Consider the following 17,149-nt stretch of genomic DNA (forward strand, 5'->3'; position numbering starts at 1 on the left):
GCTCACCGGTTAGCTCTTCAACTAAAAACAATAAAAACCTCTGCGAATGATACCCCGTTCGTTATTTGTTTTATTTACCAACACACCTTCGTACATTGCAGATAACTAACAATATTTACCTATGACAGTACAATCCTGGCGAACTCTGCGCACAAAAAAATACCAACTCTCTTTACGACTGTTTCTGCTGCTCAACGCAGTCTCCGCGCTGTTTACGCTTTTTTTCCCACTGTTTGCGGTCAAAGCCTTATCAGTACCGGCGTTGCTGATGCTGGTGATGAGTACACTGCTGCTGGTATGGCATGGGAAATACGCGGATAAAAGAATTAATCTCCCTTTTATTTCAATCGTTTTTGGCTTGTTATGGGCGTTACATATATTCTTGAAATATAATGATCTAGGTCAGAATGATTATTATTTCCTGTTAATAGCGCTGCTCAGCGTACTGTTTATTGGCTCTATCGCTTTTGCCAATAATATCATCGCGTTTACGCTCCACTCACTCCCCTCCGTCGCCGTTTGTTTATGGCTTAACGGCAGCGAACATGGTTTGCGGATTTTCTATTTTATGGCGCTGCCTATGGCCGGTATCGCCATTCAGCATGTGATACAAAAGCGCTACGATGGATTCGCTCAGCAACTGATGTACAAACTGCTGGAGGAAAGGGAAACCCTGAACGGGCTCAGCATGCTCGACCCGCTAACCGGTTTGTATAATCGCCGGGGGCTGCAACACCGGCTCGATACGCTGTTGGCTCTGAGTAATTCGAGGCACTTCGTTCTGCTGCTGGATATCGACCATTTCAAATCCTATAACGATCATTACGGACATATGATGGGCGACCAGGCGTTGATCCGTGTTTCTGCCGCCATCCGAGACTCCGTACGCTCCCGGGATGTGGTGGCGCGTTTTGGCGGTGAAGAGTTTATGATTTTGCTGACCGCGGTCGATCCACAGCAGGCCCAGGCTGCCGCCGAACGTATCCGCCAGAAAGTGTACGATCTTAAAATCCCTCACATGTTTAATGAGAGCGTGGCAACCAACGTAACCGTCAGTATCGGCATTGCACCTCTGGTAGAACAGGATATTGATGCTGCTATCGCCAAAGCGGATAAAGCCCTTTACGAGGCCAAGAATCTTGGACGTAACAATACGCTGGTCAGCGATGAGCTGCGGGTAAACTGCCCCTCTACCTGAGCTTTCTGTGCGCTGCCGCTCGGGATGGCGACAAAGATCTTGCCATCGCTCAATGTCAATTATAGGATTAGCAATCATTATCATTAAGATTAACATCCTTATATCGACATGGCTTATCGTTCCGCACCGATCGTTGAAGATGTCATCTGGCGTAGCCATCTCCCCTCAGAGATGCCCTCGCTGGCTGCTGCCGTACGCGCAACGATAGCCAAAACTCGCGAGCACCTGCTGGACTTCATTCGTCTTGACGAAACGCCTGTGCCAGGTGCAATGACGCTGCATGAATGGACGCAACCGGCGACGCTTAGCTCGCTGCTGGCCGTTTATTCAGACCATATCTATCGCAACCAACCCACGCTACCCCGCGAAAATAAGCCCCTGATTTCTCTTTGGGCGCAATGGTATATCGGCCTGATGATGCCTCCGTTAATGGTGGCCCTACTGACGCAAAAAGAGGCTATCGACGTCTCTCCTGAACATATGCGCGTAGAGTTTCACGAAACGGGCCGTGCGGCCTGCTTCTGGATCGACGTCCATCAGGATCACCAGGCAACAGCTCTGTCCCCTCAACAACGCATGGAAACGCTGATTCTCTCAGCGCTGACGCCGGTTGTGCAGGCGCTGGAAGCGACGGGCGAGATCAACGCGAAGCTTATCTGGAGCAACACCGGATATTTAATTCACTGGTATTTAACGGAAATGAAGCCGTTGCTAGGTGAGGAACTGCTGACCACGCTGCGCCAGACCTGCTTTTTTGAGAAACAACTCTCCTGCGGTCAGGATAACCCTCTGTGGCGAACCGTTGTTCCGCGCGAGGGGCTGTTAGTACGCAGAACCTGCTGCCAACGCTATCGCCTGCCTGACGTTCAGCAATGCGGAGACTGCACGCTGAAGTAAGCGAGGAGCCGTAGCCCCTCGCCAGATATTTATGCAACCTGCTGGTTTTCCTCTTCCATACGCTGCGCTTCTTCTTTTTCCTGCGCCAATAGCTGCTTTTCGTAGACCTTAAAGAATGGGAAGTAGATAACGGCCGACACCAGCGCCAACAGCACCACCAGAATAGCCGCACGATAATCCCAGCCTAATGCCCATGCCGCGCCAACCGGTGCCGGTGCTGTCCAGGGAACCACTGAAATGACCCGCCCAATTAAATCCAGTTTCATCGCCGCCCAGGCCAGTACCGCATTCACCATTGGGGCCAGCAGGAAGGGGATAAAAAACACCGGGTTCATGACAATCGGCGTACCAAAAATCACCGGTTCGTTAATATTAAAAATGCTGGGGACTACGCTCAGACGCCCAATCGAGCGTAGATGAGCCGAACGACTACGCAGATAGCAAATCACCAACCCCATCGTTGCACCTGACCCTCCGACCACAATAAAGAACGTCCAGAACGCTTCCATAAAGATATGCGGTAACGGCGCGCCCTGCGCCAGCGCCGACTGGTTCATCCCAAGATTAGTTAGCCAGAACATTTGCAGCATTCCCGACACAATTGCCGCGCCGTGAATACCCGCAAACCACAATAGATGTCCAATCAATACCGCCAGAAGTATCGCCGGGAGAGAATCTGCAGCCGACACCAGTGGTTTAAAGATGGCCATAATGGCCTGAGGGATCAGCATGTCAAACTGCGACTGTATCACCAGACTCAGCGGGTACAGCGTCAGTACTACCACCAGCACCGGGATCAGCAGATCGAAAGAGTTTTTGATCATCGGCGGCACCTGATCGGGTAAACGGATGCCGATGTTGTGCGCCTTCAGGAAGCGCATCATTTCAACACAGTAAATGGCCACCAGGATGGCGGTGAAAATCCCCGTTCCTCCCAGGCTTTCAACCGGCATTGTGCCTTTGGTTTTTGGCGCGGCAATCAGCAAAAAAGCCATGATTGATAGCATCGCACACATAAACGGATCTAACTGATGCGACTTCACATAGTGCTTGCCCAGGTTATAAGCAATAGCCGCACATATGTAGACCGACATAATCCCCATCGTCATATCAAACGGTGTGAGGATTTGGCCTTCAAACTGTTTTGCCAGATCCAGCCACGCGCGAGCAAATCCCCAGGTGGTATCCGGAGAAAAAGGCGGGTAGGCAAAAACCAGCAGAAAAGAGCCTACAATCATAAAAGGCATCGCCGAAATAAAACCGTCGCGAATGGCCATTACATGTCGTTGCGAAGAGATGCGCCCGGCAACAGGGCTGACGTAATTTTCAACAAAGCGGAAAATCACGTTAAACACAGCATGGTTAGTAGACATAGCCGTTCTCCCGTTGTGCAAAACCCTGCAACCGTGCTGGCATCAACACCGCCACCACGTAAAGCCCATTACCACTTTTCGCAACCGTGCCGGGAGGAACACCAGCGCTACCGCTTTTCGAGTTAAGTTTCATAGATGGCTCTTATTATGTGATACAGAGGAAGTGACAACTTCAGTATTAATCGTCATTTCAGCATTCTGCAACCGGTTACTGTAACCGGTTTCTTTGATTGTGAAGACGATCGAAAAACTGCTAATGTTGCTATGTTGTTACAATAAAATATTTACAGTGTGGTTGCCCCTATGACAAATTACATCCTGCAGTTTTCTGCTGTGCAGGGCTATCTGTAAGCGATAGGGAGAGAAGAATGAGTTTGCAATCAGTACGCCAATTCCTGGCGCAACATGCACCAGATATCGAGATCATCGAATTAAACCAGAGCACAGCAACCGTTGATCTGGCAGCAAAAGCCCATAACGTTGAACCTGGCCAAATAGCGAAAACACTTTCACTAAAGGTGAAGAACGATATCATCCTGGTCGTGGCAAAAGGCGATGCCCGACTGGATAATAAAAAGCTAAAGAGTACGTTCGGCGCCAAAGCCCGAATGTTAAGTAGTGATGAGGTCGTGAACGCGACGGGGCACCCCGTTGGCGGCGTTTGCCCCTTCGGATTAGAAACACCGATATCAGTGTACTGTGATGTTTCTCTGAAACACTACGCTGAAGTGCTGCCTGCCGCAGGTGCCATCCACAGCGCAGTTCGCATCACGCCTGAAAGGATGGCTGAACTGACTTCTGCCACCTGGGTTGACGTGTGTCAGTAATGTTCCACGCACTAAACCGGCGACCAAGCCCGGCAAGAAACACGTCAACGTTGCCCGTCACGAAACCGCCTGCATAAAAGGCGCTGGCTCGCCAGCACGCAGATACAGCAGGATGTCGGCGGCATCCAGTAACCCGGCATCCGAGCTGACCCCCAGTTTGGACATCACATTGAATTTGTGTGCCCGAATGGTTTTGATGTTCCGTTCAAGCTGAACAGCAATCTGTGGCATTGAATAACCATTCGACATAAAGCGCAGTATTTCTCGTTCTGTCGGGCTGAGCATACGGCTTTGATTAATATACCAATGGTTTTTCGTGCCTTCGGTTCCCCGGCCAGGGCTGCTTAACGCCGTAAATAACGCGTCCTGCAACACCGTTAACGAAGAAGCTTTACTCACAACGCCATCTAACGGCAAGGGGGACAGGGAACCAATTAAACGCGCTTCAGCGTCATCATCGGCAATCACCACACGGCGAATCCGCGGATAATTTATCGCCAGCTCCGTTAAATAGGTCAACCCTGCTCTTCGATCGGTTCTGATTGCAGAGAGGGAAAAAATAACTGCCGAAAACGACATCTTTAACATTGCCTGGCTAAAAGCGGGCTGGTTTGAAAAGAGATGAAGTTTATATTGGTCATCTGGCATGGTATTAAATAAACTCTTAATACCCACGCTGCTCATCGTGCACTTTTCTACCAGTGCAACGTTTCTTTTGATGATTCTGCTTTCCATTCCGTGGTTTCTCCATAAACTGAAGGTAAATTAAGCTCTCGCGATCCTTGAGAGCTATTTATCCAGGCATACATTTCTGCATTGCTATTTATCGACAAGCGACGCATAGCGCTATTCTTTTGGGCGCTGATTGTTTTATTACTTTTCTTCAGCAACGCCGCAATCTGGTTAATCCCCCAGCCTTTCCCAAGGAGGCGCAATACTTTTCTTTCAGAGAGAGTGAGAACGATAGATCGTGCGCTATGGTCTAACAATTGCGGCATAGCAGGCGGAGAGAGCAGCGCCTTGCTTATTCTCTCTGCTCGCGTATTTCCCGCGTGAATGACATTCACTAAACTTTCAATCGGCTCGGCGTCAGAGAGCAGCGAGCTGACAGGACACATCAGTAGTTCAACCGCCAGAGGATAAAATATACGAGATACGAGAAATACCCAGTGAATATCACGGTACTGAGATAATAAAGAATAATATTGTTCGCAAACTGCACGTGGATGATTGCAGTCTCCGGTTAAATCAGCAATTACCAAATCAGCACACCGTAGCTGTAATAACGTCAGTTCTTCAACAGAACGACAGTAGGTAAGTTCGTAATCGGAAAACTTTCTCTGCATTATACCTTTAAGCCCAGTTTGTATAATCGGTGATTTACTAATAATAATTGCGTTTTTGCAGCGTCCTGGCAACATATCCCCTCCACACTCACCAGTCCGCAATCGTACTTAATTAAATTCTCCCGAGTGGATTAATAATCTTAACTCACAGGAAAATACTCCGAACAATAAGCGGGGTGAATTGTTATCCTTGGTATTTATTTCAAAAAGTATTGACGGCACCATCCAAATAGCGCCAAATTCTAAGCTATTATTGCACAATTACGTATAAATACATTATCTGTACAATTATAATAACTACAATAGATCGTTAGCATGGCTTACGTATTTGCCATCCGGGAAAATAGCGCTACATTTCAATCATGTCTCCCCCTCGTAACTTAGCGAACGGGAGCGTTAAGATGCCACAACCGTATCACCTGTGTCTTTTTTCGACACAAAGATTGATCTTAGCCAGAGCCAGCGGGCTCATGCTTCATGATAAAAAGAAGACATTCGTCACTCAAAGAGATCCTTTTCAGTCAGAGCGAGCCATGCAAACAGAGCAGTCGTCACAGCGAACGGTTACACGGTTATGTATTCAATGCGGACTTTTTTTACTTCAGCATGGGGCAGAAAGCGCTCTGGTTGACGAGTTATCCACCCGCCTCGGGCTGGCACTTGGCATGGATAGCGTAGAAAGCGCCATCTCCTCTAACGCTATCGTCCTGACCACCATTAAAGACGGGCAATGCCTGACATCAACGCGAAAAAATCAGGATCGCGGCATTAATATGCACGTCGTGACGGAAGTGCAGCACATTGTCATTTTGGCGGAACATAAACTGCTGGATATTAAAGGGGTAGAGAAACGCTTTAGCCAGATTAAGCCGCTACGCTATCCAAGATGGCTGGTCGCCTTCATGGTCGGCTTGTCCTGCGCCTGCTTTTGTAAGCTCAATAACGGCGGATGGGATGGTGCGGTGATCACCTTTTTCGCCAGCATGGTGGCAATGTATATCCGCCAGATTCTGGCGTCCCGGCATTTGCACCCGCAAATTAACTTTTGCATCACCGCGTTTGTGGCGACAACGATTTCTGGTCTGCTGCTGACGCTACCGACGTTTAACCACACCCCGACCATCGCCATGGCCGCCAGCGTGCTGCTGCTGGTTCCGGGCTTTCCGCTGATCAACTCCGTCGCGGATATGTTTAAGGGACACATTAATACCGGGCTCGCCCGCTGGGCGATTGCCAGTTTGCTGACATTGGCAACCTGCATTGGCGTGGTCATGTCGATGACCTTATGGGGGCTGCGCGGATGGGCGTGATCGATTTCATATTGGCGTTAATGCAGGATATGATCCTGTCGGCGATCCCGGCGGTAGGCTTTGCCATGGTATTTAATGTCCCTCATCGGGCGCTCCCCTGGTGTGCGTTACTCGGCGCGCTCGGCCACGGTTCGCGAATGGTGATGATGAGCGCAGGGTTTAATATCGAATGGTCGACCTTTATGGCGTCGCTGCTGGTCGGCTGCATTGGGATCCAGTGGTCGCGTTGGTATCTGGCGCATCCGAAAGTCTTTACCGTTGCGGCAGTGATCCCGATGTTCCCTGGGATCTCCGCCTACACCGCCATGATCTCGGCGGTAAAAATCGGTCATTTTGGCTACAGCGAAGCGCTGATGATCACCCTGCTGACCAATTTTCTGAAAGCCTCATCGATTGTCGGCGCGCTCTCCATCGGGCTATCCGTGCCAGGATTATGGCTGTATCGCAAACGCCCACGCGTTTGACGGTGCACTTTCTTTAATACCCTGCAGAGAGGGGAATCTCCCCCTCATCTGCTGCTCTCCTTCTTCTCTGTGTTACTATAAAAGCAGTCCCCTTCTCGGTTGTTGTTCAGTATTGAGAAACATTATGCCCTGCAAAATTTTGACGCCAGACGTCACTAGCATTGACGCCTTACTACACGATCACCACGCCGTGCTGGCCAAGTCTGCGGGTGGCGCCGTAGCCGTATTCGCTAACAATGCGCCAGCGTTTTACGCGGTGACGCCTGCGAGACTGGCTGAGCTGTTGGCGCTTGAGGAGAAACTGTCACGCCCGGGAAGCGATGTGACATTGGATGATCAATTTTATGAAGAGCCGCAAGCCGCTCCCGTTGCCGTGCCAATGGGGAAATTTGCGATGTACGCTGCCTGGCAGCCTGATGCCGATTTTCAGCGTCAGGCTGCTTTATGGGGCATAGCGTTGAGAGAGCCGGTTACTGCTGAAGAGCTGGCCTCATTTGTTGCCTACTGGCAGGCTGAAGGAAAAGTCTTTCACCATATTCAGTGGCAGCAAAAACTGGCGCGCAGCATTCAGATTGGACGGGCCAGCAATGGCGGAATGCCAAAGCGCGATGTGAACAGCGTCAGTGAACCTGACAGCCACATTCCACCGGGTTTTAGAGGATAACGATGAAAAACGTTGGCGACCTGATGAAACGTCTGCAAAAAATGATGCCACCTAATGTCGAGCCCGCCTTTAAAACGGGCGAAGAGCTGCTGGCATGGCAAAAAGAGCAAGGTGAAATTCGTGCCGCAGCGCTGGCCCGCGAAAACCGGGCGATGAAAATGCAGCGCACATTCAACCGCTCCGGTATCCGTCCGCTGCATCAGAACTGTTCGTTCGAAAACTATCGGGTAGAGTGCGAAGGTCAGATGAACGCCCTGAGCAAAGCCCGCCAGTATGTTGAAGAGTTTGACGGCAACATCGCCAGCTTTATCTTCTCCGGCAAACCCGGCACCGGCAAAAACCATTTAGCCGCCGCCATCTGCAACGAACTGTTGCTGCGTGGTAAGTCAGTGTTGATCATTACCGTGGCCGATATCATGTCGGCGATGAAAGAAACGTTCAGTAATCGTGAAACCAGCGAAGAACAGCTGCTCAACGATCTGAGCAATGTGGATCTGCTGGTGATCGACGAGATCGGCATGCAGACCGAATCCCGCTATGAAAAATTGATCATTAATCAGATTGTCGATCGCCGTTCGTCCTCAAAACGTCCGACCGGTATGTTAACTAACAGCAATATGGATGAAATGAACAAGCTGCTGGGTGAGCGCGTGATGGATCGTATGCGCCTTGGCAACAGTCTGTGGGTCATTTTTAACTGGGAAAGCTACCGTAGTCGGGTAACCGGGAAAGAGTATTAACGTATTAGGACCACTCCTAAGACTGCCAGCGCTATACTGCGCTGAAAAGGCATAACACGAGTTGCATATAATGATGAAAACTACCAAACGTCTGCTGTGCTGTGCGCTTGCCGCCAGCACGCTCATCTCCACCAGCGTTTTCGCCGCCTCCTGGCAGGATTCGCTCTCCAGCGCGGCCAGTGAGCTGAGCAAACAAAGCTCCGGCTCGCAAAGCAGCTCGTCGCTCTCTTCCCTGACCAGCCTGCTGAATGGCAGCAATCAGTCGTTGACCTCCAGCAGCATGAATAACGCCGCCGGGATCCTGGAATATTGCGCTAAACAGAAACTGGCCTCGGTCACCGACGCGCAAAACGTCAAAAACCAGGTGCTGGATAAACTGGGACTCAGCGCGCCTGAGCAGAAGCAAGACACCAACTATATGGACGGGATTCAGGGGCTGCTCAACGCCAAAGATGGTCAACAGCTGGACCTGAACACAATTGGCAACAGCTCGCTGGCGAAGCAGGTAAAAACCAAGGCCTGCGATCTGGTGTTAAAACAGGGCATGAACTTCATTTCCTGACGCACGACATGCCGCGTATAACCTGCGCGGCATCTATTTATTTTCGACAATACATTCACATTCCAAATAAACAGTCTTTCCCCACAAAAACGCGCATATCTAAACCAATTCTGAATAACAACGTAATTTAATGTCACTACAATTGCAGCAATGTAACAACGCTATTACATTGTTCTCTCACCAAATGATTAGCCTGCCAGGCAATTGCCCGGTTTACTGAGGATCGACCGTTGTCAGAATTAATCTCCATCACTCTGTTTCTCGCTTCAGTGCTGATTTATGCCTGGAAAGCGGGTCGCAACACCTGGTGGTTTGCCGCCACGTTAACGGTGCTGGGGATTTTTATTGTCTTGAATATCACGCTTTATGCCAGTGACTATTTCACCGGCGACGGGATCAATGACGCGGTTCTCTATACGCTGACCAACAGCCTGACCGGCGCAGGCATCGGCAAATATATTCTGCCGGGCGTTGGGATCGCGCTAGCGCTGACGACCGTTTTTGTCGCTCTCGGCTGGATCCTACGCCGCCGTCGCCATCATCCACATCATGTGGGTTACAGTCTGCTGGCCCTGCTGCTGGCGCTGGCCTCCGTTGACGCTAGCCCGGCATTTCACCAGATAACCGAACTGGTGAAGTCGCAGTCACGCGATGGCGACCCGGATTTCCCGACGTATTATAAAGAGCCATCGAAAACCATTCCCAATCCGAAGCTGAACCTGGTGTATATCTACGGTGAGAGCCTCGAACGCACCTATTTTAATAACGACGCGTTCCCGGATCTGACCCCGGAACTCGGCGCGTTGAAAAACGAAGGTCTGGATTTCAGCAACACCATGCAGCTGCCGGGTACGGATTACACCATCGCGGGCATGGTCGCCTCCCAGTGCGGTATTCCGCTGTTTGCGCCGTTTGAAGGCAACGCCTCTGCGTCGGTTTCAAGTTTCTTCCCTAACAATATTTGTCTGGGCGATATCCTGAAAAACTCCGGCTATCAGAACTACTTTGTGCAGGGTGCCAACCTGCGCTTTGCTGGCAAAGACGTGTTCCTGAAATCTCACGGCTTTGACCATCTGTATGGTGCGGAAGAGTTAAAAAGCGTGGTGGCGGACCCGACCTATCGTAACGACTGGGGCTTCTACGACGATACCGTGCTGGACGAAGCGTGGAAAAAATTCGAAGAGCTTTCGCGCTCGGGCCAGCGTTTTTCACTGTTTACCCTGACCGTGGATACCCATCATCCGGATGGATTTATCTCCCGTAGCTGCAACCGTAAACGTTATGACATCGACGGGAAGGCCAACCAATCGTTCAGCGCGGTCAGCTGCAGCCAGGAAAACATTGCCGAATTTATCAATAAAATCAAAGCATCGCCGTGGTTTAAAGATACCGTTATCGTGGTGTCTTCCGATCATCTGGCGATGAACAACACCGCATGGAAGTATCTGAACAAGCAGGACCGCAACAACCTGTTCTTCGTACTGCGCGGCGATCAACCGCAACAGGACACGCTGGCGGTAAAGCGTAACACGATGGATAACGGCGCAACGGTACTGGATATTCTCGGCGGCGATAACTTTATCGGCCTTGGCCGCAGCAGCTTGTCGAGCGAATCCGTCTCGGAAGTTTTCCTGAACATCAAAGAAAAAATGCTGGCGTGGAAGCCCGATATCATTCGCCTGTGGAATTTCCCGAAAGAGATGAAAGAGTTCACAGTCGACCAGGACAAAAATATGATCTCTTTCTCCGGCAGTCATTTCCGCCTGCCGCTGCTGCTGCGCGTATCGGACAAACGCGTCGAGCCGCTGCCGGAAAGCGAATACTCGGCCCCGCTGCGCTTCCAGCTGGCAGATTTCGCCCCACGCGATAACTTCGTCTGGGTCGATCGCTGCTACAAAATGGCGCAACTGTGGGCGCCGGAGCTGGCACTCTCTACCGATTGGTGCGTATCACAGGGGCAACTGGGCGGACAGCAAATCGTACAGCACGTCGATAAAGCCAAGTGGAAAAGTAAAACCGTATTTAAAGACACGGTGATCGACATGGAGCGCTATAAAGGTAACGTCGATACGCTGAAAATTGTCGATAACGACATTCGCTACAAAGCAGATAGCTTCGTTTTCAACGTGGCGGGCGCGCCGGAAGAGGTCAAACAGTTTAGCGGCATTTCACGCCCCGAATCCTGGGGACGCTGGTCCAATGCGCAGCTCAGCGAAGAAGTAACGATTGAGTACAAAGCCCCGCTACCGAAGAAATTCGATCTGGTCATTACCGCGAAAGCCTTCGGTGACAATGCCAATCGTCCGATCCCCGTGCGCGTTGGCAACGAGGAGCAGACGCTGGTGTTAGGCCATGATGTCAGCACCACCACCTTACATTTTGATAACCCGGCGGATGCCGATACGCTGGTAATTGTTCCACCCGATCCGGTCGCCACCAACGAGGGCAATATTCTCGGTCACTCACCGCGTAAGCTGGGGATCGGGATGGTTGAAATCAAAGTCGTGGCTCAGGGTTCGTAACATGAAAGGCCTGATAGCGCTTTGCTTATCAGGCCTATCGTGAACCGAATGTATTGTCTGAAAAAAACAGCGCCCAACACCACACCGGGCGCTGCATGGCAACCTTATTCCAGACCGTTCACCGTCTGGCGCATACCCTGTACCAGAATCATCTCCAGATTGGCCGTCACCTGCCCGGCAAGGCCAGGTAGCAACGTCAAATCCTCTCCCCAGTGCGCCGCATCGCCAAGCACGGCATCCACCAGTTCACGCAGCGTTAAATCATTGCCTACTCGCGGCCACAGGCTGGCATACAGGCTTACCCACTGTTCATCATCCTGTATCGGATAGCGTTCCCCGTCGCGCTCTGCACGATAAAACGCCAGCAGCGCAGCGAGGGCAAACGTTAACCGCACGGGCCAGCGCCCATTGTGCTGACCCGCCAGCAGCTGCGGCAAAATTCGGGTGCGGAATTTGGTCATCCCATTAAGCGCAATGGAAAGCAACTGGTGGCGAATGTAGGGGTTCTGAAAACGCCCGCTCACCGCATCGGCAAATTCACGCAATTCGTCCGCCGGGAGATCCAACACCGGAATAATCTCCTCACTAATCGCCCGCTCGACAAAGCGGCGGACATCAGCATCCTGCATCGCCTCGCCAACGGTCTCCAGCCCGCACAGCCACGCGACCGGCACCAGAGCCGTATGCGCACCATTGAGGATAGCGACCTTGCGCTCTTTGTACGGTTTGATATCGCTCACCACACGGATATTCAGCGGACACTGCGCCAGCTTCAGCTCCTCTGCCAGCCACTGCGGCCCCTGGATCACAAACAGGTAAAAATGCTCCGCGGTATCGAGAAACGCATCGTGATAGCCAAGCGTAGCCTCCAGCGTAGCGGCTTCTTCGCGCGGGTAGCCGGTGACAATGCGGTCGACCAGCGTGGAACAGAACGTGTTTGCCGTCTCCACCCAGTCGGCAAATGCCGGAGGAAGCTGCCACTCCTGCGCATAGCGCAGCACCAGCGTTTTGAGCGCCTCACCGTTATAGTCGATAAGCTCGCACGGGATAATTACCCAGCCCTTATCCACCGCGCCCGCAAAGTGGTTAAAACGCTCCAGCAGCAGGCGTGTCAGCTTGGCCGGAAAACTCACCGGCGGCTCATCATCCACACGGTCAGCTGCGTGATAGCTAATTCCGGCTTCGGTGGTATTCGAAAACACAAAACGGATGTCCGCATTGTGCGCCAGCGCCAGATACGCCGCGAAATCCTGATACGGGTTGATTTCGTTATTCACCGAACAGATAAGCCGAGCCTCACTCACTGCCTCACCCTGCTCGTTTAGCCCGCGAATAAGCGTGGTATACAGCCCGTCCTGGGTATTCAGCGACGGCGGAAAATCGGTATTGATCGGGCGAACGATGGTCACGCCAGCGTTCAGATCGGTTTGCTCGTTGAGGATATCCAGTTGCCAGTCAACAAACGCCCGCAGGAAGTTACCTTCACCAAACTGGATCACGCGCGTTGGGTAGCTGGCCCCCGGAAAATCACGTCGATTCAATGTCTTCATCGCATTTCCCCTCTCAGAACGTGATCACGCCTTTAATCAGCTCACGGTTGTTAATCACATCCCGTTCGTAGATTTCTGCCAGTGTGGCAAACGCGTAACGGTGCGTGAGCATCATGTCGGCGGTAAGTTTGCCTTCCGACATCAAACGGCCCACTTTGGCGAAATCTTCCGGCGTGGCGTTGCGGCTGCCCATCATGGTGGTCTCTTTCTTGTGGAACTCAGGGTCAGAGAACTGCAAATCGCCTTTGAACAGCCCAACGAAAACGATGCTGCCGCCATGACGAATCAGATTCACCGTGTTGTTCATCGCATGCTGATTCCCCGTGGCATCAATAACCTTTTGCGCCAACGAACCGCCAAACTGGTCACGCAACTGCGTATCAAAATCTTCAGCGGATGGGTCGATAACCGGGAGTCCCAACCGGGAAGACACGTGCTCCCGGCGTGCTGGACTGGTATCGGCGACCACCACCTGTGCGCCATCGGCTTTGGCAATCGCTGCCGCCCCCAGACCAATCGGACCCGCGCCGACCACCAGCACCTGCTCACCCGGAGCCACCGCCGCCCGGCGTACCGCATGAGCGCTGATAGCGTAAGGCTCAATCAGCGCCGCCGCCTGCGGGTCAATCCCCTGCGCATCCAGCAGGTTGGTCACCGGAACGGACAGATATTCACTGAAACCGCCATCCTGGTGCACGCCAATCACTGAAATCTTCTCGCAGCAGTTGGTGCGCCCGCTCAGGCATGCCGGACACTGCTGGCAGGCCACGTAAGGAATAACCGCCACCTGCTGACCATTTTTCAGATTCTGTATATTCTTACCCAGACCGACAATTTCCCCACATATTTCATGCCCTAATACACGCGGGTAGCTGAAAAAAGGTTGATTGCCACCCCAGGCATGAATATCGGTACCACAAATTCCTACCGATTTAATTTTAATTAATGCTTCACCCTCACCCGGAATAGGTATTTCGCGCTCTTTCCAGACTAATTTTTTAGGTTCCTGGCAAATCAACGTATTCATCGTAGACATGATTCTGCTCTCCTGTTTTTTTGTTGCCTCAGATATCAACGAAAATAAAAAGGACGGAGAAAGCAGAAACACAATCTGTGAATTCCAGCGCATAAAAATGTTTTAAATCGGGTTTTAATAGATAAAAAGGAGAAACCATGAGCCGTTCGCAGAACTTACGCCACAATGTGATTAACCAGATAATCGATGATATGGCGCGTGGTCATATCCCTTCCCCACTCCCCTCACAAAGCGCACTGGCGGAGATGTACAACATCAGCCGCACCACCGTGCGCCATATGCTGAGCCACTTAGGCGAGTGCGGCGTTCTGACCCAGGTCGGCAGCCACTATGTCATCATGCGAAAACCCGATCATGACGATGGTTTTGCCTGCACCACCGCCTCCATGACCGAGCAAAACCGGATTTTTGAACAGGCGTTTTTCACCATGATCAACCAGCGACAGCTGCGTGCAGGCGAGAGCTTCTCCGAACTGCAGCTTGCCAGAGCCGCAGGCGTCAGCCCGGTGGTAGTGCGGGAATATCTTTTAAAATTCGAGCGTTACAACCTGATTAAAAACGAAAAACGCGGTCAGTGGAGCATGAAGCAATTCGATCAGGCCTATGCTGAACAGCTGTTTGAACTCAGAGAGATGCTGGAAACGCATTCTCTGCAGCATTTCCTCAATCTGCCCGATGATGACCCGCGTTGGTTGCAGGCTAAAACGCTGCTGGAGCGCCATCGGATCCTGCGCGACAGCATCGGCAGCAGCTTTCGCATGTTCTCGCAGTTAGATCGTGAGTTCCATGCTTTGCTACTCTCTGCTGCCGATAATGTATTTTTTAATCAATCACTTGAAATCATCTCCGTGATTTTCCACTTCCACTATCAGTGGGATGAGAGCGACCTCAAGCAGCGTAACATCATTGCCATTGATGAGCATATGACCATCCTCAGCGCGCTGATATGTCGCAGCGACCTGGATGCCACCCTCGCGCTCTGTAACCATTTGAATTCAGCCAAACAATCGATGATTCGCTCCATCAACCAGGGTTGTAACGTCGCTCATTAAGTACCGATAAAAAACAGCAAATCATTACCGGGAGCACGATTTTATAAAAATAAAAACGCCTGAAAAATACCTCTTGCCTATGCTCACGCTAAGTCGACTGCATTAAAAACTTTTGTGAGCGGTGATGAGCAAATTGATTCATCACTGGTATTTTTTCAATACTGCACAGTCCTGCTGTGTGAAAAATAAATTATTGAGGTTCAGGAGTCCGGCGTGGAAAAAAATAATATTACCCTCGACCCAAGTTCTTCGTTTGGCACGTCGTCATCTGCGGATATTAATGTTCCGCCTGAGGGCATGGTGCAACGCAGTAGCCGAATTAAACGTATCCAGACCACAGCAATGATTTTATTATTTTTTGCTGCGGTGATTAATTACCTCGACCGCAGTTCACTGTCTGTCGCCAACTTAACGATTCGTGAAGAACTGGGGCTGAGCGCCACGCAAATCGGCGTGCTGCTGTCGGTATTCTCTCTCGCTTACGGTATTGCGCAACTGCCCTGCGGTCCGCTGCTGGACCGCAAAGGTCCGCGCATTATGCTGGGACTGGGGATGTTCTTCTGGTCGCTGTTTCAGGCGATGTCCGGCATGGTGCACAGCTTCACCCAGTTTGTGTTGGTGCGTATCGGAATGGGGATCGGCGAAGCGCCAATGAACCCGTGCGGCGTAAAGGTCATCAACGACTGGTTTAACATCAAAGAGCGCGGCCGCCCGATGGGATTATTCAACGCCGCCTCCACCATCGGGGTTGCCATTAGCCCGCCGATTCTGGCTGCCATGATGCTGGTAATGGGCTGGCGCTGGATGTTCATCACCATTGGCGTGCTGGGTATTTTCCTCGCCATCGGCTGGTACATGCTGTATCGCAACCGCGAGCAAATTGAGCTGAGCGCCACGGAACAAGCGTACCTGAACGCCGGTAGCGTCAATGCCCGCCGCGATCCGCTGAGCTTTGCCGAATGGCGCAGCCTGTTCCGCAACCGTACCATGTGGGGCATGATGCTGGGCTTTAGCGGCATCAACTACACTGCATGGTTATACCTGGCCTGGCTGCCGGGCTACCTGCAAACCTCCTACAACCTGGATTTAAAAAGCACCGGATTAATGGCGGCGATCCCATTCCTGTTTGGCGCAGCCGGCATGCTGATTAACGGTTTTGTCACCGACTGGCTGGTGAAAGGCGGTATGGCGCCGATTAAGAGCCGTAAGATTTGTATTATCGCCGGGATGTTCTGCTCCGCGGCCTTCACCTTCGTCGTGCCACAGGCCACAACGTCAATGGCCGCCGTGTTACTGATCGGTATGGCGCTGTTCTGTATCCACTTCGCAGGTACCTCGTGCTGGGGTCTGATCCACGTCGCCGTCGCCTCACGTATGACAGCTTCCGTGGGCAGTATCCAGAACTTTGCCAGCTTTATCTGCGCGTCGTTCGCACCGATCGTCACCGGTTTTATTGTTGATACCACCAACTCTTTCCGCCTGGCGTTGATCATCTGCGGCTGCGTCACCATGGTGGGTGCCCTCGCCTACATCTTCCTGGTTCGCCAACCCATCAGCGATCCGCGTAAAGATTAATCCTCCAGATGCCCGATAACACCGCGTTTATCG

General features: G+C 51.7%; 17 protein-coding genes. 11 read left to right on the forward strand and 6 right to left on the reverse strand.

Features of this window, described 5'->3' with window-relative positions; all coding sequences use genetic code 11:
• Positions 1 to 121: 121 nt before the first annotated feature.
• Positions 122 to 1,198, forward strand: coding sequence for a GGDEF domain-containing protein (locus OGX97_RS04910; RefSeq protein ID WP_279850923.1), 1,077 nt, complete (start codon positions 122 to 124; stop codon positions 1,196 to 1,198).
• A 108-nt stretch (positions 1,199 to 1,306) separates the two neighbouring features.
• Entirely contained in the window at positions 1,307 to 2,095 is a 789-nt protein-coding gene (gene fhuF / locus OGX97_RS04915) for a siderophore-iron reductase FhuF (RefSeq protein WP_032942310.1), read from the forward strand.
• Between the two features lie 29 nt (positions 2,096 to 2,124).
• Here the strand turns inward: fhuF and OGX97_RS04920 are convergent, their stop codons facing one another.
• Positions 2,125 to 3,468, reverse strand: a complete 1,344-nt coding sequence (locus OGX97_RS04920; protein ID WP_057067024.1) for a PTS sugar transporter subunit IIC — start codon at positions 3,466 to 3,468, stop codon at positions 2,125 to 2,127.
• A complete protein-coding gene (locus OGX97_RS04925; protein ID WP_020996240.1) occupies positions 3,458 to 3,601 on the reverse strand; it encodes a hypothetical protein in 144 nt (47 codons plus the stop codon). The genes OGX97_RS04920 and OGX97_RS04925 overlap by 11 nt, the downstream gene beginning before the upstream one ends.
• A gap of 235 nt (positions 3,602 to 3,836) precedes the next feature.
• Between OGX97_RS04925 and OGX97_RS04930 the strand changes: the two genes are divergently transcribed.
• On the forward strand, positions 3,837 to 4,295 hold the full coding sequence (locus OGX97_RS04930) for a YbaK/EbsC family protein (RefSeq protein WP_003830001.1): 459 nt from the start codon (positions 3,837 to 3,839) through the stop codon (positions 4,293 to 4,295).
• 57 nt (positions 4,296 to 4,352) lie between these two features.
• On the opposite strand, the gene bglJ is transcribed toward OGX97_RS04930, so the two are convergent.
• Both bglJ and OGX97_RS04940 read right to left on the reverse strand, forming a co-directional pair.
• Positions 4,353 to 5,030: a DNA-binding transcriptional activator BglJ gene (bglJ, locus tag OGX97_RS04935; protein ID WP_008786120.1), complete on the reverse strand. Its 678-nt coding sequence runs from the start codon at positions 5,028 to 5,030 to the stop codon at positions 4,353 to 4,355.
• Positions 4,991 to 5,716: a helix-turn-helix transcriptional regulator gene (locus OGX97_RS04940; protein WP_279850924.1), complete on the reverse strand. Its 726-nt coding sequence runs from the start codon at positions 5,714 to 5,716 to the stop codon at positions 4,991 to 4,993. The genes bglJ and OGX97_RS04940 overlap by 40 nt, the downstream gene beginning before the upstream one ends.
• A gap of 458 nt (positions 5,717 to 6,174) precedes the next feature.
• On the opposite strand from OGX97_RS04940, the gene OGX97_RS04945 reads away from it, so the two are divergent.
• The 6 genes from OGX97_RS04945 to opgB all read left to right on the forward strand — a co-directional run bounded on the left by OGX97_RS04945 (position 6,175) and on the right by opgB (position 11,903).
• On the forward strand, positions 6,175 to 6,951 hold the full coding sequence (locus OGX97_RS04945) for a threonine/serine ThrE exporter family protein (protein WP_003830006.1): 777 nt from the start codon (positions 6,175 to 6,177) through the stop codon (positions 6,949 to 6,951).
• A complete protein-coding gene (locus OGX97_RS04950) occupies positions 6,942 to 7,415 on the forward strand; it encodes a threonine/serine exporter (protein WP_020996241.1) in 474 nt (157 codons plus the stop codon). Before OGX97_RS04945 ends, OGX97_RS04950 begins: the two co-directional genes overlap by 10 nt.
• Before the next feature lie 124 nt (positions 7,416 to 7,539).
• The gene (gene dnaT / locus OGX97_RS04955) at positions 7,540 to 8,079 is read left to right on the forward strand and encodes a primosomal protein DnaT (RefSeq protein ID WP_279850925.1); all 540 of its coding nucleotides are present in this window, start codon (positions 7,540 to 7,542) and stop codon (positions 8,077 to 8,079) included.
• Positions 8,080 to 8,081: 2 nt separating this feature from the next.
• A complete protein-coding gene (gene dnaC / locus OGX97_RS04960; protein WP_286591947.1) occupies positions 8,082 to 8,819 on the forward strand; it encodes a DNA replication protein DnaC in 738 nt (245 codons plus the stop codon).
• A 70-nt stretch (positions 8,820 to 8,889) separates the two neighbouring features.
• Positions 8,890 to 9,381 (forward strand): DUF2501 domain-containing protein, encoded by a 492-nt coding sequence (locus tag OGX97_RS04965; protein ID WP_008786115.1) that lies wholly within the window; start codon positions 8,890 to 8,892, stop codon positions 9,379 to 9,381.
• A 230-nt stretch (positions 9,382 to 9,611) separates the two neighbouring features.
• Positions 9,612 to 11,903 (forward strand): phosphatidylglycerol--membrane-oligosaccharide glycerophosphotransferase, encoded by a 2,292-nt coding sequence (gene opgB, locus OGX97_RS04970; protein ID WP_008786114.1) that lies wholly within the window; start codon positions 9,612 to 9,614, stop codon positions 11,901 to 11,903.
• A 104-nt stretch (positions 11,904 to 12,007) separates the two neighbouring features.
• On the opposite strand, the gene OGX97_RS04975 is transcribed toward opgB, so the two are convergent.
• Both OGX97_RS04975 and OGX97_RS04980 read right to left on the reverse strand, forming a co-directional pair.
• Complete coding sequence (locus OGX97_RS04975; protein ID WP_279850926.1) at positions 12,008 to 13,453, reverse strand: tagaturonate reductase; 1,446 nt, start codon at positions 13,451 to 13,453, stop codon at positions 12,008 to 12,010.
• A gap of 13 nt (positions 13,454 to 13,466) precedes the next feature.
• Positions 13,467 to 14,489 carry a zinc-binding alcohol dehydrogenase family protein gene (locus tag OGX97_RS04980; protein WP_048215005.1) on the reverse strand — a complete coding sequence of 341 codons (1,023 nt, stop codon included), beginning with the start codon at positions 14,487 to 14,489 and terminating at the stop codon, positions 13,467 to 13,469.
• A gap of 137 nt (positions 14,490 to 14,626) precedes the next feature.
• Here OGX97_RS04980 and OGX97_RS04985 point away from each other — a divergent pair, with 137 nt between their 5' ends.
• Together OGX97_RS04985 and OGX97_RS04990 are read left to right on the forward strand one after the other, a co-directional pair.
• Positions 14,627 to 15,541 (forward strand): GntR family transcriptional regulator, encoded by a 915-nt coding sequence (locus tag OGX97_RS04985; protein ID WP_279850927.1) that lies wholly within the window; start codon positions 14,627 to 14,629, stop codon positions 15,539 to 15,541.
• 213 nt (positions 15,542 to 15,754) lie between these two features.
• Positions 15,755 to 17,116: an MFS transporter gene (locus OGX97_RS04990; RefSeq protein ID WP_003845612.1), complete on the forward strand. Its 1,362-nt coding sequence runs from the start codon at positions 15,755 to 15,757 to the stop codon at positions 17,114 to 17,116.
• Positions 17,117 to 17,149 lie beyond the last annotated feature (33 nt).

The organism is Citrobacter sp. Cpo061, assembly GCF_030332845.1.
In the GTDB taxonomy this organism is placed as follows: Bacteria; Pseudomonadota; Gammaproteobacteria; order Enterobacterales; family Enterobacteriaceae; genus Citrobacter; species Citrobacter portucalensis.

Coding starts and splice junctions, on each gene's coding strand:
- OGX97_RS04910 (WP_279850923.1), top strand. CDS start 122: ATGACAGTACAATCCTGGCGAACTCTGCGCACAAAAAAATACCAACTC.
- fhuF (WP_032942310.1), top strand. CDS start 1,307: ATGGCTTATCGTTCCGCACCGATCGTTGAAGATGTCATCTGGCGTAGC.
- OGX97_RS04920 (WP_057067024.1), bottom strand. CDS start 3,468: ATGTCTACTAACCATGCTGTGTTTAACGTGATTTTCCGCTTTGTTGAA.
- OGX97_RS04925 (WP_020996240.1), bottom strand. CDS start 3,601: ATGAAACTTAACTCGAAAAGCGGTAGCGCTGGTGTTCCTCCCGGCACG.
- OGX97_RS04930 (WP_003830001.1), top strand. CDS start 3,837: ATGAGTTTGCAATCAGTACGCCAATTCCTGGCGCAACATGCACCAGAT.
- bglJ (WP_008786120.1), bottom strand. CDS start 5,030: ATGGAAAGCAGAATCATCAAAAGAAACGTTGCACTGGTAGAAAAGTGC.
- OGX97_RS04940 (WP_279850924.1), bottom strand. CDS start 5,716: ATGTTGCCAGGACGCTGCAAAAACGCAATTATTATTAGTAAATCACCG.
- OGX97_RS04945 (WP_003830006.1), top strand. CDS start 6,175: ATGCAAACAGAGCAGTCGTCACAGCGAACGGTTACACGGTTATGTATT.
- OGX97_RS04950 (WP_020996241.1), top strand. CDS start 6,942: ATGGGCGTGATCGATTTCATATTGGCGTTAATGCAGGATATGATCCTG.
- dnaT (WP_279850925.1), top strand. CDS start 7,540: ATGCCCTGCAAAATTTTGACGCCAGACGTCACTAGCATTGACGCCTTA.
- dnaC (WP_286591947.1), top strand. CDS start 8,082: ATGAAAAACGTTGGCGACCTGATGAAACGTCTGCAAAAAATGATGCCA.
- OGX97_RS04965 (WP_008786115.1), top strand. CDS start 8,890: ATGATGAAAACTACCAAACGTCTGCTGTGCTGTGCGCTTGCCGCCAGC.
- OGX97_RS04975 (WP_279850926.1), bottom strand. CDS start 13,453: ATGAAGACATTGAATCGACGTGATTTTCCGGGGGCCAGCTACCCAACG.
- OGX97_RS04980 (WP_048215005.1), bottom strand. CDS start 14,489: ATGTCTACGATGAATACGTTGATTTGCCAGGAACCTAAAAAATTAGTC.
- OGX97_RS04985 (WP_279850927.1), top strand. CDS start 14,627: ATGAGCCGTTCGCAGAACTTACGCCACAATGTGATTAACCAGATAATC.